This is a genomic window from Luteimonas mephitis DSM 12574, assembly GCF_000422305.1.
Lineage (GTDB): Bacteria > Pseudomonadota > Gammaproteobacteria > Xanthomonadales > Xanthomonadaceae > Luteimonas > Luteimonas mephitis.
The window spans coordinates 144,895-170,857 of record NZ_AULN01000018.1 but is presented as its reverse complement, the minus strand read 5'-3'; the positions used below and the strand labels follow the sequence as shown (position 1 = coordinate 170,857).

Annotated in this window: 22 protein-coding genes; 5 read left to right on the top strand and 17 right to left on the bottom strand. The window is 68.3% G+C overall.

Annotated features, from left to right (window positions below; genetic code table 11):
- The first annotated feature begins 88 nt into the window (after positions 1-88).
- Positions 89-2,464, top strand: coding sequence for a phosphoenolpyruvate synthase (gene ppsA, locus H570_RS0108705; RefSeq protein WP_027080397.1), 2,376 nt, complete (start codon positions 89-91; stop codon positions 2,462-2,464).
- 174 nt (positions 2,465-2,638) lie between these two features.
- Here the strand turns inward: ppsA and orn are convergent, their stop codons facing one another.
- From orn to folD, 6 genes are all read right to left on the bottom strand, one after another.
- Entirely contained in the window at positions 2,639-3,211 is a 573-nt protein-coding gene (orn, locus tag H570_RS0108700) for an oligoribonuclease (RefSeq protein WP_027080396.1), read from the bottom strand.
- A gap of 59 nt (positions 3,212-3,270) precedes the next feature.
- Entirely contained in the window at positions 3,271-3,774 is a 504-nt protein-coding gene (gene tadA / locus H570_RS0108695; RefSeq protein WP_281167562.1) for a tRNA adenosine(34) deaminase TadA, read from the bottom strand.
- A gap of 47 nt (positions 3,775-3,821) precedes the next feature.
- A complete protein-coding gene (locus tag H570_RS0108690) occupies positions 3,822-4,658 on the bottom strand; it encodes an aminoglycoside phosphotransferase family protein (RefSeq protein ID WP_027080394.1) in 837 nt (278 codons plus the stop codon).
- Positions 4,649-6,214, bottom strand: a complete 1,566-nt coding sequence (gene guaA, locus H570_RS0108685) for a glutamine-hydrolyzing GMP synthase (RefSeq protein WP_027080393.1) — start codon at positions 6,212-6,214, stop codon at positions 4,649-4,651. The genes H570_RS0108690 and guaA overlap by 10 nt, the downstream gene beginning before the upstream one ends.
- Before the next feature lie 182 nt (positions 6,215-6,396).
- A complete protein-coding gene (gene guaB / locus H570_RS0108680; RefSeq protein ID WP_027080392.1) occupies positions 6,397-7,854 on the bottom strand; it encodes an IMP dehydrogenase in 1,458 nt (485 codons plus the stop codon).
- 166 nt (positions 7,855-8,020) lie between these two features.
- On the bottom strand, positions 8,021-8,896 hold the full coding sequence (folD, locus tag H570_RS0108675) for a bifunctional methylenetetrahydrofolate dehydrogenase/methenyltetrahydrofolate cyclohydrolase FolD (protein WP_027080391.1): 876 nt from the start codon (positions 8,894-8,896) through the stop codon (positions 8,021-8,023).
- A 141-nt stretch (positions 8,897-9,037) separates the two neighbouring features.
- Between folD and H570_RS0108670 the strand changes: the two genes are divergently transcribed.
- Positions 9,038-9,346, top strand: a complete 309-nt coding sequence (locus H570_RS0108670; protein ID WP_027080390.1) for a DUF1244 domain-containing protein — start codon at positions 9,038-9,040, stop codon at positions 9,344-9,346.
- An 11-nt stretch (positions 9,347-9,357) separates the two neighbouring features.
- Here the strand turns inward: H570_RS0108670 and H570_RS16960 are convergent, their stop codons facing one another.
- The 11 genes from H570_RS16960 to ndk form a co-directional block, all read right to left on the bottom strand.
- Positions 9,358-10,518 carry a DUF2272 domain-containing protein gene (locus tag H570_RS16960; RefSeq protein WP_156899908.1) on the bottom strand — a complete coding sequence of 387 codons (1,161 nt, stop codon included), beginning with the start codon at positions 10,516-10,518 and terminating at the stop codon, positions 9,358-9,360.
- A gap of 75 nt (positions 10,519-10,593) precedes the next feature.
- Positions 10,594-11,733 (bottom strand): molybdopterin-synthase adenylyltransferase MoeB, encoded by a 1,140-nt coding sequence (gene moeB / locus H570_RS0108660; RefSeq protein WP_027080389.1) that lies wholly within the window; start codon positions 11,731-11,733, stop codon positions 10,594-10,596.
- 144 nt (positions 11,734-11,877) lie between these two features.
- Positions 11,878-13,113 (bottom strand): molybdopterin molybdotransferase MoeA, encoded by a 1,236-nt coding sequence (locus H570_RS0108655; RefSeq protein ID WP_027080388.1) that lies wholly within the window; start codon positions 13,111-13,113, stop codon positions 11,878-11,880.
- A gap of 17 nt (positions 13,114-13,130) precedes the next feature.
- Positions 13,131-13,736 carry a molybdenum cofactor guanylyltransferase gene (gene mobA / locus H570_RS0108650; RefSeq protein WP_051176246.1) on the bottom strand — a complete coding sequence of 202 codons (606 nt, stop codon included), beginning with the start codon at positions 13,734-13,736 and terminating at the stop codon, positions 13,131-13,133.
- Between the two features lie 333 nt (positions 13,737-14,069).
- Positions 14,070-15,485, bottom strand: a complete 1,416-nt coding sequence (gene der / locus H570_RS0108645) for a ribosome biogenesis GTPase Der (protein WP_027080386.1) — start codon at positions 15,483-15,485, stop codon at positions 14,070-14,072.
- A gap of 180 nt (positions 15,486-15,665) precedes the next feature.
- Positions 15,666-16,868 carry an outer membrane protein assembly factor BamB gene (bamB, locus tag H570_RS0108640; protein WP_036135715.1) on the bottom strand — a complete coding sequence of 401 codons (1,203 nt, stop codon included), beginning with the start codon at positions 16,866-16,868 and terminating at the stop codon, positions 15,666-15,668.
- 41 nt (positions 16,869-16,909) lie between these two features.
- Entirely contained in the window at positions 16,910-17,542 is a 633-nt protein-coding gene (locus H570_RS0108635) for a YfgM family protein (protein ID WP_027080384.1), read from the bottom strand.
- A gap of 168 nt (positions 17,543-17,710) precedes the next feature.
- Positions 17,711-18,526, bottom strand: a complete 816-nt coding sequence (locus H570_RS0108630) for a helix-turn-helix domain-containing protein (protein WP_027080383.1) — start codon at positions 18,524-18,526, stop codon at positions 17,711-17,713.
- The gene (pilW, locus tag H570_RS0108625) at positions 18,523-19,338 is read right to left on the bottom strand and encodes a type IV pilus biogenesis/stability protein PilW (protein ID WP_027080382.1); all 816 of its coding nucleotides are present in this window, start codon (positions 19,336-19,338) and stop codon (positions 18,523-18,525) included. The genes H570_RS0108630 and pilW overlap by 4 nt, the downstream gene beginning before the upstream one ends.
- The gene (gene rlmN / locus H570_RS16955; protein ID WP_051176245.1) at positions 19,325-20,536 is read right to left on the bottom strand and encodes a dual-specificity RNA methyltransferase RlmN; all 1,212 of its coding nucleotides are present in this window, start codon (positions 20,534-20,536) and stop codon (positions 19,325-19,327) included. Before rlmN ends, pilW begins: the two co-directional genes overlap by 14 nt.
- A 100-nt stretch (positions 20,537-20,636) precedes the next feature.
- Positions 20,637-21,062: a nucleoside-diphosphate kinase gene (ndk, locus tag H570_RS0108615; RefSeq protein ID WP_027080381.1), complete on the bottom strand. Its 426-nt coding sequence runs from the start codon at positions 21,060-21,062 to the stop codon at positions 20,637-20,639.
- Positions 21,063-21,274: 212 nt separating this feature from the next.
- On the opposite strand from ndk, the gene H570_RS0108610 reads away from it, so the two are divergent.
- From H570_RS0108610 to H570_RS0108600, 3 genes are all read left to right on the top strand, one after another.
- Positions 21,275-21,892 (top strand): TetR/AcrR family transcriptional regulator, encoded by a 618-nt coding sequence (locus H570_RS0108610; protein WP_027080380.1) that lies wholly within the window; start codon positions 21,275-21,277, stop codon positions 21,890-21,892.
- A gap of 132 nt (positions 21,893-22,024) precedes the next feature.
- Positions 22,025-24,397 carry a 3-hydroxyacyl-CoA dehydrogenase/enoyl-CoA hydratase family protein gene (locus tag H570_RS0108605; RefSeq protein ID WP_027080379.1) on the top strand — a complete coding sequence of 791 codons (2,373 nt, stop codon included), beginning with the start codon at positions 22,025-22,027 and terminating at the stop codon, positions 24,395-24,397.
- A 157-nt stretch (positions 24,398-24,554) separates the two neighbouring features.
- Positions 24,555-25,757, top strand: a complete 1,203-nt coding sequence (locus H570_RS0108600; protein WP_027080378.1) for an acetyl-CoA C-acyltransferase — start codon at positions 24,555-24,557, stop codon at positions 25,755-25,757.
- Positions 25,758-25,963 lie beyond the last annotated feature (206 nt).

Sequence of the window (25,963 nt, the reverse complement as noted above, 5' to 3'; positions counted from 1 at the left end):
GCGCTGGCGGCTAAAATAGCCAACTTCGGCCGGTCCTGCCTGCCCTCCCCGCTTTCCACTACCGCCCGCACAACCCGGAGTGCCCGTTTTGAGCGCCAATATCCTGTGGCTCCACGACCTGCGACTGACCGATCTGGCCCAGGTCGGCGGCAAGAATTCATCGCTCGGCGAGATGATCGGCGAACTCGCCGGGCTTGGTGTCTCGGTCCCGGGCGGCTTCGCGACCACGGCGGACGCGTTCAAGGCCTTCATCGCCCACAACACCCTGCACCAGCGCATCTTCGACCGCCTGGCGACGCTGGACGTCGAGGACGTCCCGGCACTGACCGCCGCCGGCAAGGAAATTCGCGGCTGGGTGATCGACGCGCCGCTGCAGCCGGAGCTCGACGCCGACATCCGCAAGGCCTACGCGCAGCTGTGCGAACAGAACGGCGGCGGCAGCGTCGCCGTGGCCGTGCGCTCTTCGGCCACCGCGGAAGACCTTCCCGACGCCTCGTTCGCCGGCCAGCAGGAAACCTTCCTCAACGTCACCGGCGCCGACGACGTGGTGCGCAAGGTCAAGGAAGTCTTCGCCAGCCTCTACAACGATCGCGCCATCGCCTATCGCGTGCACCACGGCTTCAAGCACGAGGACGTGTTCCTCTCCTCCGGCGTGCAGCTGATGGTGCGCTCCGACGTGGGCGCGTCGGGCGTGCTGTTCACGCTCGACACCGAATCTGGTTTCCGCGACGTGGTGTTCGTGACGTCGAGCTACGGCCTGGGCGAGATGGTCGTGCAGGGTGCGGTCAACCCGGACGAGTTCTACGTCTACAAGCCGACGCTCGCACAGGGCAAGCCGGCGATCCTGCGCCGTTCGCTGGGCAGCAAGCAGATCCGCATGGTCTATTCCGATGCCCCCGGCGAGCGCGTGCGCACCGAGGACACGCCGGCCGAACTGCGCAGCAGGTTCTCGCTCAGCGACGCCGACGTGCACGAACTTTCGAAGCAGGCACTGGTGATCGAGAAGCACTACCAGCGCCCGATGGACATCGAGTGGGCGAAGGATGGCGTCAGCGGCAAGCTGTTCATCGTGCAGGCGCGGCCGGAAACGGTGAAGTCACGCGCCAAGGCCACGCAGATCGAACGATTCCAGCTGGAACTGCGCGGCGACGTGCTCGTGGAAGGCCGCGCGATCGGCCAGAAGATCGGCAGCGGCGTGGCACGCGTGGTACGCACGCTCGACGACATGAACCGCGTGCAGCCTGGCGACGTGCTGGTCGCCGACATGACCGACCCAGACTGGGAGCCGGTGATGAAGCGCGCTGCCGCCATCGTCACCAACCGCGGCGGTCGTACCTGCCACGCCGCGATCATCGCGCGCGAACTTGGCGTGCCCGCCGTGGTCGGCACCGGCAACGCGCTGGACCTGATCGAGGACGGCGCGCAGGTCACGGTGAGCTGCGCCGAAGGCGACACCGGTTTCATCTATGCCGGCACGCTGCCCTTCGAGCGGATCACCACCGACCTGTCGTCGATGCCCGAAGCGCCGCTGAAGATCATGATGAACGTGGCCAACCCCGAGCGCGCGTTCGACTTCGGCCAGCTGCCCAACGCCGGCATCGGCCTGGCACGGCTGGAGATGATCATCGCCAGCCACATCGGCGTGCATCCCAAGGCGCTGCTGGAATACGACGACCAAGACGCCGACGTCCGCAGGAAGATCGACGAGCGCATCGCCGGCTACGCCGGCCCGGTGGAGTTCTACGTCGATCGCCTCGCCGAGGGCATCGCCACCATCGCCGCCTCGGTGAACCCGAAGCCGGTGATCGTGCGCATGTCCGACTTCAAGTCCAACGAGTACGCGAACCTGCTCGGCGGACAGCGCTACGAGCCGCACGAGGAGAATCCGATGATCGGCTTCCGCGGCGCCAGCCGCTACGTCGATCCGTCGTTCGCCGAAGCGTTTGCGCTCGAGTGCAAGGCCGTGCGCAAGGTGCGCAACGAGATGGGCCTGTCCAACGTGTGGGTGATGATCCCGTTCGTGCGCACGCTCGACGAAGGCCGCAGGGTGGTCGAGGTGCTGGAGGCCAACGGCCTGAAGCAGGGCCAGGACGGCCTGAAGATCATCATGATGTGCGAGGTGCCGTCCAACGCGCTGCTGGCCGACGAGTTCCTCGACATCTTCGACGGCTTCTCCATCGGCTCCAACGACCTGACCCAGCTCACCCTCGGCCTGGACCGCGATTCGGGCATCGTCGCGCACCTGTTCGACGAGCGCGACCCGGCGGTGAAGAAGCTGCTGTCGATGGCGATCCAGACCGCACGCCGCAGGGGCAAGTACGTCGGCATCTGCGGCCAGGGCCCGAGCGACCACCCGGACCTGGCGCAGTGGCTGATGGAAGAAGGGATCGAATCGGTGTCGCTGAATCCGGATACCGTGGTCGATACCTGGCTGAGGCTGGCCAGGTCGAAGGCCGCTTCCTGACGAGAAGATCGCTTGCCTGTCGAAACGAAACGAAGCCGGCCACAAGCCGGCTTCGTTCTTCGTGGGTTTTTGCGGGAGCGGCGCAAGCCGCAAGCTTCCTACCGACGATTGTGGGCCACGAAGAACTCGCGGCTTCCGCCGCTCTTGCAGAAGCAACGGCGTCGGCAACGCGCGCTAGTGCGGCGCGCCGAACACGCCCATCGCGCTGCGGTAATGCTTCAACTCCGCGATCGAGTCGCGCACGTCGCTCAGCGCGGTATGCGCGGCTTCCTTGCGCACGCCTGCCAGCACTTCCGGCGCCCAGCGGCGCGCGAGTTCCTTGATCGTGCTGACGTCGAGGTTGCGGTAGTGGAAATACCGCTCCAGCGACGGCATCTGCCGGTGCAGGAAGCGGCGGTCCTGGCAGATCGAATTGCCACACATCGGCGACTGATTGTGGCCGACCCACTGCTGCAGGAAATCCAGCGTGCGCGCTTCGGCCTCGGCCATCGGCACGCCCTCTTCCAGGACCCGCCGCCAGAGCCCGGACTTGCCGTGCTGGGTGCGATTCCAGTCGTCCATCGCCTCGAGCGTGGACAACGGGTGGGAGATGGCGAACTGGGGGCCGTCGGCCAGGATGTTGAGCTCGGAGTCCGTCACCACCGTGGCGATCTCGATGATCGAGTCGCGGCCGGTGTCGAGCCCGGTCATCTCCAGGTCGATCCAGATCAACCTGCCGTCGCGCGCGTGTCCGCCATTGCTTGTCATGGATATCCTGCTGCGGGAAGTAGCAGGACATGATAGTCCGCTGCGTGTCGTCGCTGCATTCAGGCCAGCGGCGGTTGCCCGCGCCGGCGACGGAACCAGTTGGTCAGCCGCATGCCGGCTTCTTCCGCCAGCACCCCGCCCCGGACCTCGACGCGATGGTTGTGGCGCGGATCGGCGAGCAGGTCGAATACGCTCCCGGCCGCACCGGTCTTGGGGTCGCTGGCGGCGAACACCACGCGTGCCAGTCGCGCGTGCACCATCGCCATCGCGCACATCGCGCAGGGTTCCAGGGTCACGTACAGCGTGCAGCCAACCAGTCGGTGGTTGTGCAACGCCCTGCCCGCCTGCCGCATCGCCACGATCTCGGCATGCGCAGTGGGGTCATGTTCACCGATGTTGCGGTTCCAGCCCTCGCCGACGACATGGCCGCGGGGGCCGACCAGCACCGCGCCGACCGGAATCTCGTCATCCTCGCGTTCGGCACGCCCGGCCAGGGCAAGCGCGTGGCGCATCCAGCGTTCGTCGCCAAACGCCTGCGCTGCTGGGTCTGGTTGGTTGGTCAAGGCCAAGGCCGTGTGTTCCGTCCTGGAAATCCAGGCGCGCCATTATCTCATGCCGGCTGCGATTGCCAGCCGAGCGCGGCTCCGGCCAGGCTCGCCACCGTCAGGTCGCTGTCTGCAGAGGCCGTGTCGCCGTCTTCCAGGAACCACGCGGCCGAGAGGCCCGCGTACGCCAGCGTCCAGCGCAGCAGTCGCTCCGGCGAAAGGCCCGACGCTGCGGCGATCACGTCGACCTGCCGCGAGAATCGCGCCGGCTCGGTGACCGTGCGCAGCTCCGGATTGCACAGCAGGTTGGCGTAATCGTAGCCACGGTCGCCAACAATGTATTTCGCGTCGATGGCGAGCCAGCCGCGCTCACCGAAATCCAGCACGTTGTCGTGGTGGATGTCGCCATGGAGGGGGCGCGCGGGTTCGGCCGTTGCCAACAGGTCGTCTGCCACTGCAAGCGCGCTGGCGAACATGCCGCCGTCGCGCGCGGCCGCGGTACGCAGCGCCTCGAACCAGTGCTGCAGCGGCACCATGTCGCGCGGCCACGGCGCTTCGCGACGGACATGCAAATGCGCAACGACATCGCATGCAATCCGGCTGGCCGCGTCGTCCTGCCCCTGCAGTGCCATTGCCATCAGCGAACGCCGTCCCTGCGCTCGCTCCATCAGCAGCGCATCGCCTTCAAGCTCGAACACGCGGGCCGCGCCGACGCCGTTCCACCATTGCATCAGTGCCGCGCCCGCGCGCTCGTCGTGGTCGCGCGCAATCTTGAGCATCGCCGCCGTGCCGTTGGGCAGGCGCACGGGCAGCAGGTCGCTGCCCGGCGTGGCAAGGCCGTCGCCATCCGCAGACAACTGCCAGCGCTGCAGCCACGGCTGGAAAACCGCGCCTACTCCCACTCGATCGTCGCCGGAGGCTTGCCGCTGATGTCGTAGACCACGCGCGAGACGCCGCGCACTTCGTTGATGATGCGGTTGGAGACGCGGCCGAGGAAGTCGTACGGCAGGTGCGCCCAGTGCGCGGTCATGAAGTCGATGGTCTCCACCGCACGCAGCGCGATCACCCACTCGTAGGCACGCGCGTCGCCGACCACGCCGACGGACTTGACCGGAAGGAACACCGCGAACGCCTGGCTGGTCCTGTCATACAGGTCGGCCTTGCGCAGCTCCTCGATGAAGATGGCGTCGGCCTTCGCCAGCAGCTCGGCGTACTCGGGCTTCACTTCGCCAAGGATGCGCACGCCCAGGCCCGGGCCGGGGAACGGATGCCGGTAGACCATCTCGCGCGGCAGGCCGAGCTCCACGCCCAGGCGCCGCACCTCGTCCTTGAACAGTTCGCGCAGCGGTTCGACCAGGCCTAGCTTCATGTGCTCGGGCAGGCCGCCGACGTTGTGGTGGCTCTTGATCACGTGCGCCTTGCCGGTCTTGCTGCCGGCCGACTCGATCACGTCGGGGTAGATCGTGCCCTGGGCCAGCCAGCGGGCATTGGCAAGCTTGCCGGATTCCTCGTCGAAGATCTCGACGAACAGGTTGCCGATGATCTTGCGCTTGGCTTCGGGATCGGTAACGCCCTTGAGCCGGTCGAAATAACGCTGCTGCGCATCGACGCGGATCACCTTGACGCCCATGTGCTCGGCCATGGTCGCCATCACCTGGTCGCCTTCTTGCCAGCGCAGCAGGCCGGTATCGACGAACACGCAGGTCAGCTGGTCGCCGATCGCCCTGTGCAGCAGCGCCGCGACCACCGACGAATCGACGCCGCCGGAAAGGCCGAGGATCACCTCGTCCGAACCAACCTGCTCGCGCACCCGCGCGACCTGGTCCTCGATGATCTGCGCGGCGGTCCACAGCGTCTGGCAGCCGCAGATGTCGACCACGAAGCGGCGCAGCATCTGCTGCCCGGAGCGAGTGTGGGTGACTTCCGGATGGAACTGCACGCCATACCAGCGCCGCTTGTCGTCGGCGAAAGCGGCGACCGGCACGCGGTCGGTCTTCGCAGTCACCGTGAAGCCCGGCGGCGCCTTCGACACATGGTCGCCGTGGCTCATCCACACGTCCAGCCGCGGCGGCGCGCCGGGATGGTCCTTGAGCCCTTCGAACAACTGGTCGGCGGCGACCAGGGTGACTTCGGCGTGGCCGTATTCGCGCGAGTCGGCAGCTTCGGTTTCGCCGCCGAGCTGCTTGGCCATCGTCTGCATGCCGTAGCAGATGCCCAGCAGCGGCACGCCGCTGTCGAACACCTGCTGCGGTGCGGCCGGCGCGCCGTGCCCGGTGGTCGACTCCGGACCGCCCGACAGGATGATGCCCCTGGGCGCGAACTTAGCGATCTCGGCCGGGTCGTGGTCCCAGGCCCAGATTTCGCAATAGACACCGAGCTCGCGGATGCGGCGCGCGATCAGCTGCGTGTACTGCGCGCCGAAGTCGAGGATTAGGATCTTGTCGGTGTGGAGGTCCATGGAAACCTTGGTTCGTCATTCCCGCGAAAGCGGGAGGTGCTTTGCAACAGACAAAGGCTGGTCATCCAGCGACTTCGCCGCGGCCATCCATGGCGTCGCCGTCCGGCTTTGGATCGTCGGCCCGGCCATCCATGGCCGGGCGTTCGGCGGCGCGCGAACCCGTGGTCCGCGAAAGCGCCGCCTTACCCCGCGCGATAGTTCGGCGGTTCCTTGGTGATCTGCACGTCGTGCACGTGGCTTTCGCGCTGTCCGGCGCCGGTGATCTTCACGAAGTTCGGCTTGGTCCGCATGTCCTCGATCGTTGCGCAGCCCACGTAGCCCATCGTTGCGCGCAGGCCGCCGGCGAGCTGGTGGACCACGCCGCTGAGCGGTCCGCGATACGGCACGCGGCCCTCGATGCCTTCCGGCACCAGCTTGTCGGCATCGCTGCTGTCCTGGAAGTAACGGTCCGAGCTGCCCTTCTCCATCGCGCCCAGGCTGCCCATGCCGCGATAGTTCTTGTAGCTGCGGCCCTGGTAGAGCTCGGTCTCGCCCGGGGTTTCCTCGGTGCCGGCGAACAGGCCGCCGATCATCACCGTCGACGCGCCGGCGACCAGCGCCTTGCCGATGTCGCCCGAATATCGGATGCCGCCGTCGGCGATCAGCGGGATGCGGTCCTGCAGCGCCTCCGCCACCATGTCGATCGCGGTCACCTGCGGCACGCCGACGCCGGCGACCACGCGCGTGGTACAGATCGAGCCGGGGCCGACGCCGACCTTGACCGCGTCCGCGCCGGCATCCATCAGCGCCAGCGCGGCGTCGCCGGTGACGATGTTGCCACCCACCACCTGCAGCTTCGGATACTGCTTCTTGGCCCAGGCGACGCGATCGAGAACGCCCTGCGAATGGCCGTGCGCGGTATCGACGATGATCACGTCGACGCCGGCCGCGGCGAGCAGTTCGATGCGCTGCTCGGTGTCGCCGCCGACGCCGACCGCGGCGCCGACCAGCAGGCTTTCGGAAACGTCCTTGGCCGCGTTGGGGTTGTCGTGCGCCTTCTGGATGTCCTTGACGGTAATCAGGCCGCGCAGCGCGAAATCATCGTTGACCACCAGCACCTTCTCGATGCGGTGCTTGTGCAGCAGCTGCAGTACTTCTTCTTCGCTTGCCCCCTCGCGCACGGTGACCAGGCGATCCTTGCGGGTCATCACGTTGCGCACCGGGTCGTCGAGCTTGGTCTCGAAGCGCATGTCGCGACCGGTGACGATGCCGACCAGGTGGCCGCCGTCGACCACCGGCACGCCGGAGATGTTGCGCGCGCGGGTGAGCTTGAGCACTTCGCCGATGGTCGTCTGCGGACCCACGGTGAACGGTTCGCGGATTACGCCGGCTTCGAAATTCTTGACCCGCGCGACCTCTTCCGCCTGGCGTTCGGCGGACATGTTCTTGTGCAGGATGCCGATGCCGCCGAGCTGCGCCATGGCGACGGCGAGGCGGAACTCGGTGACGGTGTCCATCGCGGCGGACACGATCGGCAGGTTCAGGCGCAGGTCGCGGGTGAACCGGGTGGCGAGGGAGACGTCCTTGGGCAGGACGATCGAGTGCGCGGGGACGAGCGAAACGTCGTCGTAGGTAAGCGCTTCAGCCTGGATTCGCAGCATGGGAGTGCCGGTGGGGTGAAGCACGGCATTGTATCGCGAATGGCGGCCGATCCGGAGGGGTCGCACCCCATGGATCCGCAACGCTCGGCCTGCAGGAGCGGCTCATGGCGGCGACGCTTTCCCGGACTCTGCGCCGGCGTCGAGAATTCGCGGCCATGGGCCGCTCCTACACTGCGTCCGCGGCTTCCGCGGCTTCCAGCGTGTTCTGCATCAGCGTGGCCACGGTCATCGGCCCCACCCCGCCCGGCACCGGCGTGATCCAGCTGGCGCGCCGCGCCGCTTCGGCGAAGCCGACGTCGCCGACCAGGCGGCCGTCGTCGAGCCGGTTGATGCCGACATCGATCACCACCGCGCCCGGCTTCACCCATTGCCCGGGAATCAGGTCCGGACGGCCGACGGCCACCACCAGGATGTCGGCCTCGCCGACGTGCCGGCGCAGCACGTCCGGCGGCGTGAACTTGTGGCAGCAGGTGGTGGTGCAGCCGGCGATCAGCAGCTCCAGCGCCATCGGCCGGCCGACGTGGTTGCTGACTCCCACGATCGTCGCGCTCTGCCCGCGCACCGGGCGATCGGTGTAGGCCAGCAGCGTGGTGATGCCGCGCGGCGTGCACGGGCGCAGGCCGAACTGGCGCAGCGCCAGGTGGCCGACGTTCTCGGGATGGAAGCCGTCGACGTCCTTGCGCGGGTTGATCCGATGGATCAGGCGGGTGGCATCGGGGATGCCCGGCAGCGGGAGCTGCACGAGGATGCCGTGGATGTCCGGGTCGGCGTTGAGGCGGTCGATCAGGGCCAGCAGTTCGGCCTCGCTGGCGCCATCCGGGAAATCGTGGTCGAAGGCCTGGATGCCGACCTTCTGCGCCGCCCTGCGCTTGTTGCGCACGTAGGACTGCGAAGCCGGGTCGGCGCCGACCAGCACCACGGCCAGCCCCGGCCGCCGCTTGCCCGCCGCCAGGCGCGCGTCGACCTGCGCCTTGAGCGTGTCGAGCAGGTCCTCGGCAATGCCCTTGCCGTCGAGGATGCGGGCGCGGTGCGGTTCGGTCATGCGGGCGGGACCTGCGTACGGCGAAGGCGGTATTGTCCCCGATTCCGCGGCCGCTTGTAGGAGCGCCCCATGGGCGCAATGCTTTCCTGATCGCCCGGACAAAGGCTTTCGCGCCCATGGGGCGCTCCTACGGAGATCGGCATGGCCGCCACTGACCACGAAACCACCGCCATCGAAGCCGACGTCTTCCGGCGCCTGCTGCAGCACCTGATGCGCGACCGCCCCGATGTGCAGAACATCGACCTGATGATCGGCGCCGGCTTCTGCCGCAACTGCCTCGCCGACTGGTATCGCGAGGCCGCCGAGGCGCGCGGCATTGCGATGACGAAGGACGAGGCGCGCGAGACGATCTACGGCGAACCGTTGGCGCAGTGGAAGGCGCGGCACCAGCGCGAGGCAACGCAGGAACAACTGGCGGCGTTCGCGGCCCTGCAGCCGGGCAAGGGCTGAGGCATCCCCGATCAGGGCCGCGCCGGCGTTCCGGCCGGGCAGCGCGGGACGCCCGAGCCGACCACGCAGTCGACGCAGCACTTTGCTGGCAACGGCTGCGGCGTTTCGGCCGGCTTCGGAGGAGGCAGCGGACGCGCGGGCGCCTGCGTTCCCGCCGGGCAACGCGGAATGCCCGAGCCGACCACGCAGTTCACGCAGCACTCCTGCGAAGGGCGCGACTGCTGCTGCGAGGCAGGTGACGGCATCATCGGCAACGCAGGCGGCAGTTGCGCCAGCTGCTGCGCTGGCCGCAATTGCAGCAGCACCGCCCAGTCCTGGCGGCTGGCATCGCACGACGACGGCGCATCCGGCGAGCAGTCCGGGGCCCCTGGCACGCGCATTGCAAGGTTGGCGAACTGGCCGCCCGGCGTGAGCCGCAGCAGGCGCATGGTGACGCCGTCCAGGACGTTGCCGCCAACCAGGTAGGCCATGCCGTCGTTGTCGGGATTGGCCGCGACCACGATGTCGCAGTGCATGTTGAGCCCGGACTCGTTGCTGCTCAACAGTCCGGCAAGGCCGCCGAAGCCGTAGACCCGCGAAGTGACCCGCACGTAGCACAGCAGGTCCCCGGGCTGCGGTCGCGCCGAAACCGGATTGGCAACCTGGTAGGCATTGCCGGCCGGGTCGCGATAAGCGTCGCGCACGTAGCTCACATGGCTGGCCGAGCCGTTGAACCCGGGGACCCGCGCGCGCGCCATCACCCACGACACGAAGGCGGCCGACCACGGCGTATCGACCACGAAGGTACGGCAGGCCGGGGAGGCGTACTGGCTCATGCCGGCGTAGGCGCAATCGCTGGCGCCGGGCCTTGCCGATGCCCGCCCGAGCAGGCCGCTGCCGCGCCAGTAGTCCACCACCCGCAGCCAGGCCGGCTGGCCATTGGCGAGCAGCCCGGCCTCGGCCTCGCGCACGCGCGAACCGGCGTAGCGGCCGTCGAGATCGATGAAAGGGCGATACCAGAGCTGATGCTCCTCGCACGCCGCCGCGGCGATGCGCGTGGACACCACCGGCGAGTCGACCTGCGCGCGCAGCAGCGGGCACGCGTCGGAAGCCCTGGCCAGGCCCGGAATGGCGAGCATCAGCCACCACAGCACGCATGCGAGCAACGTTTTCATCATCGAAGCGGGCTTCATGTCGATCGGGTCCAGGGGCTGCCCGCAGCCGGATGCAAGGCCATGGCCGTCGCCATCGCGCCGCACTGGTGCGGATCAGGCGCCGCTGCAGAACGCGGCATAGTCGATGTAGCCGGGGAACGGCCGCCCCGGCGCGCACAGGGCGCAATCGGGGTCCGGCGGCAGGCGCGTCTCGCGGAAGCGAATCGACAGCGCGTCGAAATGCAGCAGCCGCCCCGCCAGTGGCTCGCCGATGTGCAGCAGCAGCTTGAGCACTTCGGTGGCCTCCAGCATGCCGACCACGCCCGGCAGCACGCCGAGCACGCCGGCCTCGCTGCAGTTGGGCGCGGCTTCCGGCGGCGGCGGCTCGGGGAACAGGCAGCGGTAGCACGGCGCCACGCCGCGCTTGCGGCCGGCGTCGAACACGCTCACCTGGCCCTCGAACCGGTGCACCGCGCCGTACACCAGCGGCTTGCCGAGCTTCACGCAGGCGTCGTTGAGCAGGTAGCGCACCGGGAAGTTGTCGGCGCCGTCGAGCACCACGTCGACATCTTCCAGCAGGCGCTCGACGTTGTCCGACGTCACCCGCTCGGCAATCGCTTCGACGTGGGTGCGCGGGTTGAGCGCCGACAGCCGCGTCTCGGCCGAATCGACCTTGGGCATGCCGATGTCGGCGTCGGTGTGCAGGACCTGGCGCTGCAGGTTGCTGCGTTCGACCACGTCGTCATCGACGATGCGCAGGTGGCCGACGCCGGCGGCGGCGAGGTAGAACGCAGCCGGCGAACCGAGCCCGCCGGCGCCGATCATCAGCACCCGCGCCAGTTCGAGCCGCCGCTGCCCGCGCGTCCCGATCTCCGGCAACAGCAGGTGCCGCGAATAGCGGTCGTGGAAGTCGTGGTCGATTTCGACCGCGGTATCGGGCCGGGTGAGCGGGAAACCGTCCGCGGTCCAGCGCAGCGTGCCGCCGCGCACCGACACGACGTTGCGGTAGCCCAGCCGCTGCAGCACCTCGGCGGCGAGCATCGAACGTCCGCCGCTCTGGCAGATCAGCATGAGCTCGGTGTCGGGGTCGGCGAAGTGGAACGACGGATCTTCCTCGAGTTCCGCGCGCGCGATGCCACGCGCGCCTTCGGCCATGCCGAGATCGCGTTCGTGGTCTTCGCGCACGTCGACCAGCACCGCGCCCTGCGACTGTCGCAGGTGTGCTTCGCGGGGAGTGATTTCCGGGATCGCCATGGTGCGATTATCGCGGAAAACGGCGATGGCAACCCGGCTACGGGTTTACCCGTAGGAGCGGCCCACGGCCGCGAGCTCTTCGGGCCAGATTTTCCGCCGCACGAAAGAGCTCGCGGCCGTGGGCCGCTCCTGCGAGGTGGGGGCTCAATACGGCAACACGTCCACGACAGAGCCCGCCGGATACTCGCGCGCGCCTTCGCCCAGCACGATCAGCGCATCGGAATCGGCCGCGGCCTGCATCCGGTGCGAACCGTCGGCGGGATTCGGCTCGACTTCCAGGCTGCCGTCCTCCCGCGAACGCAGTTGCCCGCGCAGGAACTCCAGCCGTTCGTGCGCCTTGCGCCAGGGCGACGCCAGGCGTGCGCGCCAGCGTGGGCGCGCTGCCGCCCTGCCCTGCATCCGGTCCAGCAGCGGGCGCCCGAGCGCCAGGTACGTTGCCAGCACCGAGACCGGATTGCCCGGCAGGCACAGGAACAGCGCGCCACCGAGCCCGCCGCCCCCGGCAAGCAACACCGGCATCCCGGGCTTCATCCGCACCTTCCAGAAGTGCATCTCGCCCTGCGCCTGCAGCAGCGCGGGGATGTGGTCCTTCTCGCCAGCCGACACCGCGCCGCAGGTCAGCACCAGGTCGAAGGCGTGGCCGGCGTGGCGCAGCGCCGATTCCACCTGTGACGGATCGTCGGGCAGCGTCGGCCACGCGACCGGGTCGAGGCCGTCGCCGCGCAGCAGACCCATCAGCTGCTCGCGGTTGGAGTTGTAGATCTGCCCGGGCGCGAGCGGCAGGCCGGGCTCGACCAGCTCGTCACCAGTGGTGAACACGGCGACGGTCGGGCGCCGCGCGATCTCGATCTCGGCCATTCCCTGGGAGGCTGCGAGCGCGATGCGCGCCGGCGTCAGCGGTTCGCCGGCGCGCAGCAACGATTGCCCCGGCTGCGTGTCCTCGCCGGCGCGGCGCACGTGCTGGCCGGGTTTCGGGGCGACGAGGACGACGACGCGGTTACCGTCGAGACGGGTGTTCTCCTTCATCACCACCGTATCGGCGCCCGCGGGCACTGGTGCACCGGTGGTGATCCGCATGCATTCGCCGGCGGCGATCCGCAGGTCGAGCGTGCGCCCGGCGAACTGCTCGCCGGCCAGCAGCAGCGCGGTTTCGCCGCTGGCCTGCAGGTCGGCATGGCGCAGCGCGAAGCCATCCATCGCGGAATTGTCGAACGGAGGCTGGGCGATCTGCGCCGCCACGTCGCCGGCAAGGATGCCGCCATGCGCGCGTGACAGTGCAATGCGTTCGACCGGCATGCGATGCGCATCGCCGACGCGATCGACGATCGCACGGGCTTGCTCGAAGGAAATGCGGGTCGGGAATGTATGCGCCTGGGACATGCTGTCGACTTCCGGAATCAGGGCACGACGCTGGCGGCGGCAAGGTCGTCGGGCGTGTTGAGGTTGCCGAAGCACACCCCGTCGAAGCGCACGCACGCCATGCCCATGCGCGACTGCAGCGCATGGACGGCGTGGTCACCCGACGCCAGCGCGGTCGCCGCCGCTTCGCGCAGCGCCGCGGTGCGCCACAGCGCAACCAGCGGCTGCGGCCCGTTGTCGTCTTCGGCCCAGGCGCCCTGCGCGCCTGCTGCCAGCAGGCTGCGTACCAGGCAATCATTCACGTCGACCACGTCCACCGGCACGGTCAGCAGCCAGGGAGTCTGGCAGGCGGCAGCGAGTGCATCGATGCCGCCGAGCGGACCGACGCCGGCAACCCGGTCGTGGATCGCGCGCAATCCATGCGAGAGATAGCGCTCGGCGTTGCGATTGGCACTGACGATGGTGGCATCCACTTCCGGCGCCAGTCGTTCGGCCAGTGCGAGCACCAGCGGATTGCCGCCACGTGTCATCCAGGCCTTGTCGCGCCCGCCCAGGCGCGTGGCACGGCCGCCGGCAAGGATGCCGAGGGTGATGGCGTCGTCATGCGAGGGAACGAGATGTGCGGTCACGAAATCGGCGGCCATGGCGACAGGGGCAAGGACAGGATAATCCTTCGCCGGCGATTGAATTTCGGGCGTCGCGGCAACGCACCGGGGAAATCCGGACAACCGCCGTCATGCCCCGCGCAGGCGGGATGTTCGACAAACGAACGCCTGTCATCCACGGTCTCAAGCCCCGGGAAAACCATGCCTTCCGGACTGCGCGGGTACGACGAGCATGGCAGATTGCCCAGATCTCCCATGGAGACGCCACGTGGGAGTCGCTTCAGCCACAAGTCCCCGATCAAGATCGCCTGATTCCCGCCCGCGCGGGCATGACGCCGTGGCAAGGCCGCGCCGAAGCGCGGGCGGCACGCATCACTTGCCGCGTTTGGCGTGGCGGATCAGGCGCTTCTTCTTCACCACCTGGCGCGCGGTCAGGACGTTCTTGCGGTCCTTGTACGGGTTCTCGCCTTCCTTGAACACGAACCGCACCGGCGTGCCGACCAGCTTGAAGCGCTTGCGGAAGAAATTCTCGAGATAGCGGCGATAGGTTTCGGACAGCGTCCGCAGGCGCGTGCCGTGGACGATGAACGTCGGCGGATTCTCGGCGCCCGGATGGGCGAAGCGCAGTTTGGGGACATGGCCGCGGACCACGGGCGGCGGATTGGCTTCATAGGCCATCTCCAGCGCGCGGGTGACCTCGGCGGTGCTGAACTGGCGCGTCGCCGAGCCGTGCGCGCGGTGGATGGCGCGGAACAGCTCGCGCAGGCCGGAGCCATGCTTCGCGCTGATGCGCACCGCCTCGGCCCACGGCACGAAGGCCAGCTTGCGCGACAGCAGCGATTCGACCTGCTCGCGCTGGTAGTCGCTCAGGCCGTCCCACTTGTTGACCGCGATCACCAGCGCGCGCCCGGCGTCGAGCACCGCGCCCAGCACGCTGGCATCCTGCTCGGTCACGCCTTCGCTGGCGTCGAGCATGATCACCGCGACCTGGCACTGCTCGATCGCCTGCAGGGTCTTGATGATCGAGAACGTTTCCACCGCTTCCTCGACCTTCGACTTGCGGCGGATGCCGGCGGTGTCGACCAGCCGGTACTTGCGGCCATCGCGTTCGAGGTCGACGGCGACCGAGTCGCGGGTCGTGCCGGCGACATCGGAGGCAATCATCCGTTCCTCGCCGAGGATGCGGTTGACCAGGGTCGACTTGCCGACGTTCGGGCGGCCGACGAAGGCCACGCGCACGCGCTCTGGATCGTCGTCGAGGGTTTCCGCGTCGCCGTCGGCCGGCAGCCTCGCCAGCACCTGCGCCAGCAGCTCGTCCAGGCCCTGCCGGTGCGCGGATGAAATCGCCAGCACGTCGGTGAAGCCGTAGCGCGAGAACTCGGCAAGCGCCGCGCGCGCGTCGACGCCATCGGTCTTGTTGACCACCAGGAACGTCGGGCGCGAGGCCTTGCGCAGCCAGCGCAGGATGTCGTCGTCCAGCGCCGACGGACCCTCGCGGCCATCGACGATGAACAGCACCAGGTCGGCTTCCTCGGCCCCCGCGCGCGCCTGCCGGGCGGTGGCGCCGGCGAGGTTGCCGCTTTCCAGATGGATGTTCTCGCCGGCGATGCCGCCGGTATCGACCAGCACGAAGGGCCGTGCCTCGTCCAGCCGGCAGACGCCGTAATTTCGGTCGCGGGTGACCCCGGGCTCATCGTGCACCAGCGCATCGCGGGTGCGCGTCAGCGCATTGAACAACGTCGACTTACCGACGTTGGGACGACCGACCAGGGCGACGAGCGGGAGCATGGGAATGAGCCGGGAAGGGAAAACCGGAAACCGTGGATCGATGGCGATCCGCGATTGTTCCGATCATCCGATTCCCATGTTTGATCCTTGTTGGCGACGGTCGCGAAGCGGCGGAACCGGGACGGAGACGGGAAGCAACCGCGTCAGCGGCGGCTCCCCATGTACCGCCCCCGAGCAGGCTTACTGACCGAGGCGGTAGGCGCTGAGCCCGCCGTCGGTATCTTCAGCGACCAGGATGCCGTCGGCGACGACCGGAGCGGCCCGCAGCGGATCGCGGCCGGAGCGCATGCGCGCTGCCAGTTCGCCGGTGTCGAGCTTCAGCCAGTGCAGGTAGCCCTCGAAATCGCCGACCACCGCATAGTCGCCCTGGACCGCCGGCGCGGTCAGGCTGCGCCGCGCCATTGCGGGCTGCGACCACAGCGCGGTGCCGGAGTCCTTGTCCAGCGCCCAGACGATGCCGTCCGGATCCGTCACCACCACCCGGTCCGGCGCCACGCCGACGCGGCCCGTGCCACCGCTGTCGTGCGCCCAGATCGGACGCCCGCTGGGTGCTTCGATGGCGAGCGTCTGGCGCTTGAAGCTGGTGGCATACAGGGTGACGCCGTCGAGCACCGGTGTGCCGTCGACATCGGCCATGCGCTCGAGTTCGGTGCGCCCGTCGGGTTGCCCGATCACCTGGCTCCACAGCTCGCGGCCATCGGCGACCGCCAGGGCCGAGATCGTGCCGTCGTCGTTGCCGACGAAGACGTAGCCCGGGCCGAGCGAAGGCGCATCGTTGCCGCGCACGGTCAGCAGCGGCATGTCATGGCTCCAGAACCAGCGTCGTTCGCCGGTCGCTGCATCGAACGCGGTGACGCGGCCGTCGTTGGAACGCACGAAGACCATGCCCTGCCCGACCGCGGGCGCGGCGATGACTTCGTTCTCCACCTTGGCCTGCCACTTCTCGGCGCCGGTGGCGGCATCCAGCGCGATCACGTCGCCCTCGAGCCCGCCGACCACGACCAGCCCGTCGCCGACCCCGGGACCACCGGAGAGCGCGAGGTCGGAGTCGTACTTCCAGGCCGTGGCGCCGGTCTGCAGGTCGAACGCGTGGACGCCGCCCTTCACCGCCGCGGCATAGACGCGGCCATCGGCGATGGCCGGGGCCTGGCGCACGCCGAGCAGCCCTTCACCCTTGCCGGCCTTGGCGGACCAGATCTTGCTGACGGTCACCGATGGCGCGAATTCGGTCAGCTCCGCCGGCTCTGGGCCCTTGTCCTTCTTGCTGCCGAACCAGCCCTTTATGGTGCTGCAACCGGCCAGCGCGAACACGCACAGCAGCACGACGGCGACGCGCGCCGGCGTACTGCGGCGGGAAGCGCGGAGCCGTCCGGCGATCGTCATCGTGTCCTTCATCGAACCGGCCTTCATCAAATCCGTCCTCATCAAATCCGCGCCTCGGGTTTCGCGGGCGACCCGCCGACGTCGGTGAGCTTGAGTTCCACCAGGCGACGCCCCGGCGAAGCGACGTCAAGCTTGGCCAGGACTTCCGAATACGACTTGCGCGCATCCTCGCGCTTGCCGAGCGCCACCTGGGCGTCGCCACGGACTTCCAGGCTGGCCGGATCTTCGGCTTCGCCAAGGAGCTCGAGCGCGTCGGCGGGCTTGCCGGCATCGATCAGGAGGCGCGCGAGGCGCTGCTGCAGGACCTGCTCCAGCGCGGGATTCGGGGATTTCCCGGCCCGCAGGGTGGCGATGGCGGCGTCGCGCTGCCCGGCTTCGGCCTGGGCCTTGGCCAGGTCGAGCACCGCCAGCGGGGCGTACGGCGTGTCATCGAGCGCCGCGGCCTGCGCCTGCGCCTTCTTGATGTCCTTGGCCTCCAGGCTCTTGAGCATCGCCTGGTAGTCGTCGCCGGCCTGCATGTCGCTGGCGGCCTGCCTGGCGCCCCACCACTGCCAGCCAAGGATCAGCGCCAGCCCGATGATGACGCCGCCGATGAGGCCGGCACCGTTGCTGCGCAACCAGGCCAGGACGCGTTCGCTTTGTTCGTGTTCGTCGAGAAGATCGTCGATTGCCATGGGAAAACTGCGTCTCTCCCGCCCGACGGCGTGCGTGGGGCGCGTGTGGAATGGGCTGGCCGCGGCGGGCCGACACTACCAGACCAGCCGGGCGCGAAGCCGGCTGGTCGTGGCCTGGATTCATGCGCCGTTGCCGGAACGCAGGAACTCGCTGGACCCGCTTGCGGGTCAGTCGGAGACCGGCGCGAGGGAACCGTCAGAGGATACCGTAAAGCGCGCCACGTTCGCGCGCATGTAGGGCGCCAGGTCCCGGACCTGGCCGTTGCTGCGCACCTCGACCGCCGAAGCGTTGCCGAGTACGAGGCGGCCGACTTCGCTGGCCGGATAGCTGCGGGTATCGCCCGCCTTGAGCAGGGCTTCCTCGACGCTGTGGCCGTCGGGCGCGACGATCTGGACCCAGCTGTCGCCGGTGAATCGCAGCGACAGCGCCGGCGCCGCGGCAGCCGCGTGGCGCTGCGGCAGCGAGGCCATCGAGGCCACCACCGTGGTCGGCTCGGTCGAGGCGGGCTCGGACGGAGCCACGTTCGCCGCCAGCTTGTCGGCGGGCAGGTCCAGCGGCGCCGCGGTGTCCTGGATGCCGGCCACGTGCGACTGCGTCGCGACCCAGACCGGCAGGATGATCAGCGCGGTGATCACGATGTAGACCAGCCGGCCGCCGACCTGGTCGGCAATGCGCTGCATGCGCGGCGTCTGGGTCCGCGGCACCAGCGGCGTCGGCTCGATCGGCCTCACCCCCGAGGCCATCTGCACCGGTTGCACCGGCAGGCCGAGCAGGCGCGAATAGCTGCGCAGCTGGCCGCGCACGAACACCGGCGCGCCGATGGCCTCCCAGTCCTCGGCTTCCAGCGCCTCGATGATGCGCGAACGCATCTTCAGGCGCGACGCGACTTCCGCCACGCTGAGGCCCGCAGCCTCGCGTGCGGCGCGAAGGCGCTGGCCACAGCCGTGTTCATTGTTCGCCGAATGGTCGTTGGGCGACATCATTGACTGCTATCCCCGGGTTGGAGCGTCCCCATTTGCGGGAATTCCGTCCGCAAACGCTGAACATAACGAGCGGCGGCAGCCCTGTCGCCAAGTTTTTCTTCAATCTGTGACGCAAGTAGGAGCGCCGCGGACGTTGCCGGGGCAGCCGCCAGTCGCCGCTCGGAAAAGGCGCGCGCATCCATGTATCGGCCTGCGTCGTACTGGTACTGCGCCATCGCCGCCAGCGCGGTGGTCTCGGCCGGGTCCAGCGCCAGCGCCTCGCGCAGGTCGCGTTCCACCCGCGCGGTCTGGCCGGCCTTCAATGCGCAGGATCCGGCGTTGGCCAGCGCGGAAGCGCGCTGCCGGTAGCCGGCGTCGGCAAGGGCCCGGTCGAACCAGGCCAGCGACTCGGCCTCGCGGCCGTTGCCGCACAGCCATGCGCCGTAGTTGTTGAGCGCCGCGCCCTGCCGCGGCGCCAGCTCGGCTGCCCTGGCGTAGTAGCCGCCGGCCTTCGCCGCGTTCCCGCGCCGGCCTTCGACCACCGCCAGCAGGGTGTTGGCGTCTGCGGACTTGCCGTCGATCCCGAGCGCCGTCCGGGCCTCCTTCGCGGCCTCGTCCAGCCGGCCGTTCTGCAGTGCGTTGGTGGCAAGCACCAAATGGCCGCGCAGGTCGGCCTGCTGCCTGGCTCCCGGGCTGTCGCGGAACTCGTAGTTCGGCGACGTCTTCTCGTATTCGCCGCTGCCCATGCTCGGCTTGATGAAGGTCAGCCGGGAACAGGCGCTTGCCAGCAGCATCACCGAAACCGCGCAGGCAACGGCACTAGGCAGTCGCATCGTTGCCCCCGGTCACGCCTGCGCCCGCCTGTGCCTGCAGCCGCTTGTTGTGTTCGGCCTGGCGTCGGGTACGGTCGGCCACCTGGCCCTTGAGCTGGCCGCAGGCCGCGTCGATGTCGTCGCCGCGCGTGCGTCGCACCATGGTCAGCACCTGCGCGTCGAGCAGGGACTTCTGGAACGCGCGGATGTCCGCTTCCGGCGAGCGCTCGAAGCGCGTGCCCGGGAACGGGTTGAACGGGATCAGGTTGACCTTGCCCGCGTCCTTCATCTGCACCGCGTTGTCGAACTGCCGCATCAGCCGCGCCAGCTGGCGCGCGTGCAGCGGCTGGTCGTTGACGCCCTTCATGAGGGTGTACTCGAACGTGATCGACGCACGCGGCTTGCGCAACACGTAGCGCTCGCACGCGGCCATCAGTTCGGCAATCGGGTATTTCTTGTTGAGCGGCACCAGTTCGGTGCGCAGCTCGTCGTTGGGCGCGTGCAGCGAGACCGCAAGCGAGACATCGCTCACCTCGCCGAGGCGGTCGATCATCGGCACCACGCCGGCGGTCGACAGCGTCACCCGCTTGTTGGCCAGCCCGTAGCCCAGGTCGTCGCGCATGACGCTCATCGCGCGCACCACGTTGTCGAAGTTCATCAACGGCTCGCCCATGCCCATCATCACCACGTTGGTGAGCTTCCGCATCCTGTGCGGCACGTTGCCCAGGTGCTTCGCCGCCACCCACACCTGGCCGATGATCTCGGCGGTGGACAGGTTGCGGTTGAAGCCCTGGGTCGCGGTGGAACAGAACTGGCAGTTGAGCGCGCAGCCCACCTGCGACGAGACGCACAGCGTGCCGCGCCCCTTGTCGGGGATGTAGACCGCTTCGATCGCATTCTTGCCGTCCATGCCGAGCAGCCACTTGTGCGTGCCGTCGGCGGAGGGCTTTTCGAACTGGACCTGCGGAACGCGCACTTCGGCATGTTCCTCGAGCTTGGCGCGCAGCACCTTGCCAAGGTCGGTCATCTCGTTGAAATCGGTGACGTGGCGGTGGTGGATCCACTTCATCACCTGGTGCGCGCGGTAGCGCTTTTCGCCGAGGGTATCGGCGAAAAATTGCTCCAGGCCCTCGCGATCGAGGTCGAGCAGGTTTTGCTTGGCTGCGGCGTCGGTCACTGGATTTCGAAAGGCTTTGCCACGGATCGACGCGGATGGCACGGATCGCAGGCGAGGAAGATGAAGAATGCCCTCAACCCTTTGCCTGCGTTTTCCTGATCCGTGTTCATCCGGGTTGATCCGTGGCAAGAACGCATTTCAGTCAACGCGCGTAAACGTCGGTGGACGGGAAGAAGTAGGCAATCTCGACCGCGGCGGTTTCAGCAGCGTCCGAACCGTGCACGGCATTGGCGTCGATCGAGTCCGCGAAGTCGGCGCGGATGGTGCCGGCGGCGGCTTCCTTCGGATTGGTCGCGCCCATCAACTCGCGGTTCTTCGCGATCGCGTTGTCGCCTTCGAGCACCTGGATCATCACCGGGCCGCTGATCATGAATTCGACCAGCGCGTTGAAGAACGGGCGCTCGCGGTGCACGGCGTAGAAGCCTTCGGCTTCCTTGCGCGACAGGTGCTTCATCTTCGCGGCGGCGACCTTCAGGCCGGCCTTCTCGAAACGTGAATAGATTTCACCGACGACGTTCTTGGCGACGGCGTCGGGCTTGATGATCGAAAGGGTGCGCTCCAGCGCCATGGGATTTTCTCCGGTCAGGCGGGCCGCAGGGCGGTGCGACCCAAAGGGTAACATGGAAAAACCCGCGTACGGACGCGGGTTTAGCCGACTTGGCTGCGGACAATTCTAGACGAAAGCCCGGCCACGCGCACCTGTTTCCGATGCCGGCGTTTGACGGCGCGGCGGCCCCGGACTACGATCAAACAAGCGTTTGATTCGCATCCGGGGAGCCGATGTCCAACACCCAGTTCTCGACCAAGGACCGCATCCTCGGCGCCGCCGAGGAGCTGTTTGCCCAGCATGGCTTCAGCGGCACGTCCCTGCGCCAGGTCACCAGCCGCGCCGACGTCAACATCGCCGCGGTCAACTATCACTTCGGCAGCAAGGAGAACCTGGTCACAGAGGTCTTCCGGCGGCGCATGGACGACATGAGCGCCCAGCGCCTGGCGCGGCTGAAGCAGGCCCAGGCCGAGTCTCCCGCCGAACTCGAGGCGATCCTCGCCGCGTTCGTCGAACCCGCCCTGGCGCTCGCCCAGGACCGCAACGGTGGCGGCGCCTTCATCCGCGTCATCGCCAGGGCCTACGCGGAGAAGAACGACGGGCTGCGCAAGTTCCTCTCCGAACGCTACGGCCACGTGCTGCGCGACTTCGCCAAGGCAATGGCGACCTGCGTTCCCGGGCTGAGCAAGGAACAGCTGTACTGGCGCCTGGACTTCCTGGCCGGCGCGCTGACCTATGCAATGGCCGACTTCGGCCTGATCAAGCGGCCCTCCGGCGTCAGCGACGCCGATCACCGCGCCCGCGCGGCGCAGGAGCTGATCCGGTTTGCAGCGGCGGGTTTCAAAAGCTGACTTTTGCCACGGGTGAACGGATGACGCGGACCGGGGCAGGCAATGCCTGCTGCCCGATCCGTCCTCATTGGACTTGTTTCGCCGGCGTTGATCCGCGGCTAAATATTTTTGTTTTTCAAGGAGATATGCAACATGCCTGACAAACTGCTTGTACGGCGGGCTGCGGTGCTCGGCGCCGGCGTCATGGGCGCGCAGATCGCCGCGCACCTGACCAACGCCGGGGTCGACACCGTGCTGTTCGACCTCCCCGCAAAGGAAGGCGACCCCAATGGGGTCGTGCTCAAGGCAATCGCCAACCTGGGCAAGCTCAGTCCCGCGCCGCTGGCGTCGAAGTCCCTGGCCGAAGCCATCGTGCCGGCCAACTACGAAGTCGGCCTGCAGAGGCTCAAGGGCTGCGACCTGATCATCGAGGCCATCGCGGAGCGCATGGACTGGAAGCAGGCGCTGTACGAGAAGATCGCTCCGTTCGTGGCCGACCACGCGGTGCTGGCCAGCAACACCTCGGGCCTGGGCATCAACAAGCTGGCCGAAGTGCTGCCGGAGAAACTGCGGCACCGCTTCTGCGGCGTGCACTTCTTCAACCCTCCGCGCTACATGCACCTGGCCGAACTGATCCCGGCCAAGAGCACCGACAAGGCCGTGCTGCAGGGCCTGGAAACCTTCCTGACCACCACGCTCGGCAAGGGCGTGGTCTACGCCCGCGACACGCCCAACTTCATCGGCAACCGGATCGGCGTGTTCTCGATCCTGTCGACCATCCACCACACCGCGCAGAGCGGCCTGGGCTTCGACGAGGTCGACGCCCTCACCGGCCCGCTGGCCGGGCGGCCGAAGTCGGCCACCTACCGCACCTCGGACGTGGTCGGCCTGGACACCATGGCCCACGTCATCAAGACCATGGCCGACACCCTGCCGGACGACCCGTGGCACAAGTACTTCAAGTCGCCGAAGTGGCTGCAGGCGCTGATCGAGAAAGGCGCGCTTGGGCAAAAGACCGGCGCCGGCATCTTCCGCAAGGCCGGCAAGGACATCCTTGTGCTGGACCTGGAGAAGCAGGATTACCGACCCGCCGATCGCGTCGCGGCCCCGGAAGTGGTCGAGATCCTCAAGACGAAGGACCCGGTGGCGAAGTTCGCCGCCCTGCGCGAGAGCAGGCACCCGCAGGCGCAGTTCCTGTGGGCCGCGTTCCGCGACCTGTTCCACTACAGCGCCTACCACCTGGCCGACATCGCCGAAACCGCACGCGACGTCGACCTGGCGATCCGCTGGGGCTACGGCTGGTCGCTGGGGCCGTTCGAGACCTGGCAGGCCGCGGGCTGGAAGCAGGTGGCGCAATGGATCGCCGACGACATCGTCGCCGGCAAGGCGATGAGCGACGCGCCGCTGCCGGACTGGGTGTTCGACGGCCGCGACGGCGTGCATTCGGCCGAGGGCAGCTACAGCCCCGGCAAGAACGCCCGCCTGCCCCGCTCCTCGCTGCCGGTCTACAAGCGCCAGCGGTTCCCCGATCCGCTGCTCGGCGAGTCGTTCCCGCAGGGCGAGACGGTGTTCGAGAACGACGGCATCCGCCTGTGGACCGACGGCGACGACATTGCCGTGGCCTCGTTCAAGACCAAGATGCACACGGTGTCCGACCAGGTGCTCGACGGCCTGCAGGAAGCCGTGGGCCGCGCCGAGCGCGACTTCGCCGGCATGGTGATCTGGCAGCCGAAGGAGCCCTTCTCCGCCGGTGCCGACCTGGCCGGCGCGCTGGGCCTGCTTCAGGCAGGCAAGGTCGACGCATTCGAAGCGATGGTCGCCAACTTCCAGGCCACCAGCCAGCGGATCAAGTATTCGCTGGTGCCGGTGGTGTCCGCGGTGCGCGGGCTGGCGCTGGGCGGCGGCTGCGAGTTCCAGATGCACAGCGCGCGCACGGTGGCGCATCTTGAGAGCTACATCGGCCTGGTCGAAGCCGGCGTCGGCCTGCTGCCGGCGGGCGGCGGCCTGAAGGAGCTGGCGGTGCGCGCCTCGCAAGCGGCCGGCCCGAACGGCGACGTGTTTGCCGAGCTCAAGCGCGTGTTCGAGACCGTGGCGATGGCCAAGGTGTCGACCTCCGCGCTCGAAGCGAAGGAACTGGGCCTGCTGCGCGAGCAGGACAAGGTGGCGTTCAACGCCCACGAACTGCTGTACATCGCCAGGCAGCAAGCGCGCGGGCTGGCCGAAAGCGGCTACCGCCCGCCCCTGCCCGCGCGACGCATCCGCGTTGCGGGAGACGTCGGCATCGCCACCTTCCGCATGCTGCTGGTCAACATGCTCGAAGGCCGCTTCATCAGCGAGTACGACAACGAGATCGCCACCCGCATTGCCACGGTGCTGTGCGGCGGCGAGGTCGATCGCGGTTCGGTGGTCGACGAGGAATGGCTGCTCAGGCTCGAGCGCAAGCACTTCGTCGAACTGGCCCAGCAGGAGAAGACCCAGGCCCGCATCGCGCACATGCTCAAGACCGGCAAGCCTTTGCGCAACTGAGGTTGCGCGGGATTTGGAATTCGGGATTCGGGATTCGGAAGAGCGGTCCCGACTCCCTCCACAATCAACGCCGCCGGGAGCGGGAAACAACCGGGAATGGAATCGCCTTCACGAATCCTCAATCCCGAATCCCCAATCCCGGCCATCGGAGAAAGCCATGAAGCAGATCCAGGACGCCTACATCGTCGCCGCCACCCGCACCCCGGTGGGCAAGGCGCCCAAGGGCGTGTTCCGCAATACCCGTCCGGACGACATGCTCGCCCACGTCCTCAAGGCCGTGATCGCGCAGGCGCCGGGCATCGATGTGAACCGCATCGAGGACGCGATCATCGGCTGCGCGATGCCCGAGGGCGAGCAAGGCATGAACGTGGCGCGCATCGGCGTGCTGCTCGCCGGCCTGCCGAATACCATCGCCGCGCAGACCATCAACCGCTTCTGCTCGTCGGGCCTGCAGGCCGTGGCGCTCGCCGCCGACCAGATCCGGCTCGGCAACAGCGACCTGATGCTGGCCGGCGGCACCGAGTCGATGTCGATGGTGCCGATGATGGGCAACAAGGTCGCGCTCTCTCCGAGCGTGTTCAAGGACGACCACGTCGCCATCGCCTACGGCATGGGCATCACCGCCGAGAAGGTGGCCGAGGAGTGGAAGGTCTCGCGCGAGGAGCAGGACGCGTTCGCGCTGGCTTCGCACCAGAAGGCGCTGGCGGCGATCAAGGCCGGCGAATTCCGCGACGAGATCTCGCCGTACGAAGTGGTTTCGCACCAGCCGGACCTGGGCGGCAACACCATCCGGCTGAAGAAGCTGCTGGTCGAGAACGATGAAGGCCCGCGCCCCGACACTTCGCCCGAAGGACTGGCAAAGCTGCGCCCGGTGTTCCGCAACGGCCAGTTCGGTGGCACCGTGACCGCCGGCAATTCCTCGCAGATGAGCGACGGCGCCGGCGCGGTGCTGCTGGCCTCCGAACAGGCGATCAAGGACTACGGGCTGACGCCGCTGGCGCGCTTCGTCTCGTTCTCGGTCGCCGGCGTGCGCCCGGAGGTGATGGGCATCGGACCGATCGCGGCGATCCCGAAGGCGCTGAAACAGGCAGGCCTGACCCAGGACCAGCTGGACTGGATCGAACTCAACGAAGCGTTCGCCGCGCAGTCACTGGCGGTGATCCGCGACTGCAAGCTCGACCCCGGCAAGGTCAATCCGCTCGGCGGCGCGATTGCGCTGGGCCATCCGCTGGGGGCCACCGGCGCGGTGCGCACGGCGACCATCGTCCACGGCCTGCGCCGCCACCAGCAGAAGTACGGCATGGTGACGATGTGCATCGGCACCGGCATGGGCGCGGCCGGGATCTTCGAGGCCGTGTGACGTCGTAGGCGCAAAGCGCCTGCACGAATTCCCTGCCCCTTCAAAAGGGTGGGGACGCCCCGCTTGCGCGGCACTGCCGCGCGTGCCGTGCGGACGCCCGGCACGCTGCGCCGGGGCCGCACAGGCAGGGACGGGAATGGTTTCCGCGACGGCGCGCCAGGCTCCATTCCCTCCCCGCCCGCTTCCCTGAAGGAGAGAGGGGGAAA

What these genes read in the sequence shown, in the direction of transcription:
- H570_RS0108655 (WP_027080388.1), bottom strand. Translation starts at nt 13,113, where the DNA reads ATGTCCCAGGCGCATACATTCCCGACCCGCATTTCCTTCGAGCAAGCC.
- ndk (WP_027080381.1), bottom strand. Translation starts at nt 21,062, where the DNA reads ATGGCGCTGGAGCGCACCCTTTCGATCATCAAGCCCGACGCCGTCGCC.
- H570_RS0108610 (WP_027080380.1), top strand. Translation starts at nt 21,275, where the DNA reads ATGTCCAACACCCAGTTCTCGACCAAGGACCGCATCCTCGGCGCCGCC.
- der (WP_027080386.1), bottom strand. Translation starts at nt 15,485, where the DNA reads ATGCTCCCGCTCGTCGCCCTGGTCGGTCGTCCCAACGTCGGTAAGTCG.
- H570_RS16960 (WP_156899908.1), bottom strand. Translation starts at nt 10,518, where the DNA reads ATGAAGCCCGCTTCGATGATGAAAACGTTGCTCGCATGCGTGCTGTGG.
- mobA (WP_051176246.1), bottom strand. Translation starts at nt 13,736, where the DNA reads ATGGCCGCCGATTTCGTGACCGCACATCTCGTTCCCTCGCATGACGAC.
- guaA (WP_027080393.1), bottom strand. Translation starts at nt 6,214, where the DNA reads ATGGACCTCCACACCGACAAGATCCTAATCCTCGACTTCGGCGCGCAG.
- orn (WP_027080396.1), bottom strand. Translation starts at nt 3,211, where the DNA reads ATGACAAGCAATGGCGGACACGCGCGCGACGGCAGGTTGATCTGGATC.
- pilW (WP_027080382.1), bottom strand. Translation starts at nt 19,338, where the DNA reads ATGCGACTGCCTAGTGCCGTTGCCTGCGCGGTTTCGGTGATGCTGCTG.
- H570_RS0108670 (WP_027080390.1), top strand. Translation starts at nt 9,038, where the DNA reads ATGGCCGCCACTGACCACGAAACCACCGCCATCGAAGCCGACGTCTTC.
- H570_RS0108600 (WP_027080378.1), top strand. Translation starts at nt 24,555, where the DNA reads ATGAAGCAGATCCAGGACGCCTACATCGTCGCCGCCACCCGCACCCCG.
- H570_RS0108630 (WP_027080383.1), bottom strand. Translation starts at nt 18,526, where the DNA reads ATGATGTCGCCCAACGACCATTCGGCGAACAATGAACACGGCTGTGGC.
- H570_RS0108605 (WP_027080379.1), top strand. Translation starts at nt 22,025, where the DNA reads ATGCCTGACAAACTGCTTGTACGGCGGGCTGCGGTGCTCGGCGCCGGC.
- folD (WP_027080391.1), bottom strand. Translation starts at nt 8,896, where the DNA reads ATGACCGAACCGCACCGCGCCCGCATCCTCGACGGCAAGGGCATTGCC.
- bamB (WP_036135715.1), bottom strand. Translation starts at nt 16,868, where the DNA reads ATGACGATCGCCGGACGGCTCCGCGCTTCCCGCCGCAGTACGCCGGCG.
- guaB (WP_027080392.1), bottom strand. Translation starts at nt 7,854, where the DNA reads ATGCTGCGAATCCAGGCTGAAGCGCTTACCTACGACGACGTTTCGCTC.
- moeB (WP_027080389.1), bottom strand. Translation starts at nt 11,733, where the DNA reads ATGGCGATCCCGGAAATCACTCCCCGCGAAGCACACCTGCGACAGTCG.
- H570_RS0108635 (WP_027080384.1), bottom strand. Translation starts at nt 17,542, where the DNA reads ATGGCAATCGACGATCTTCTCGACGAACACGAACAAAGCGAACGCGTC.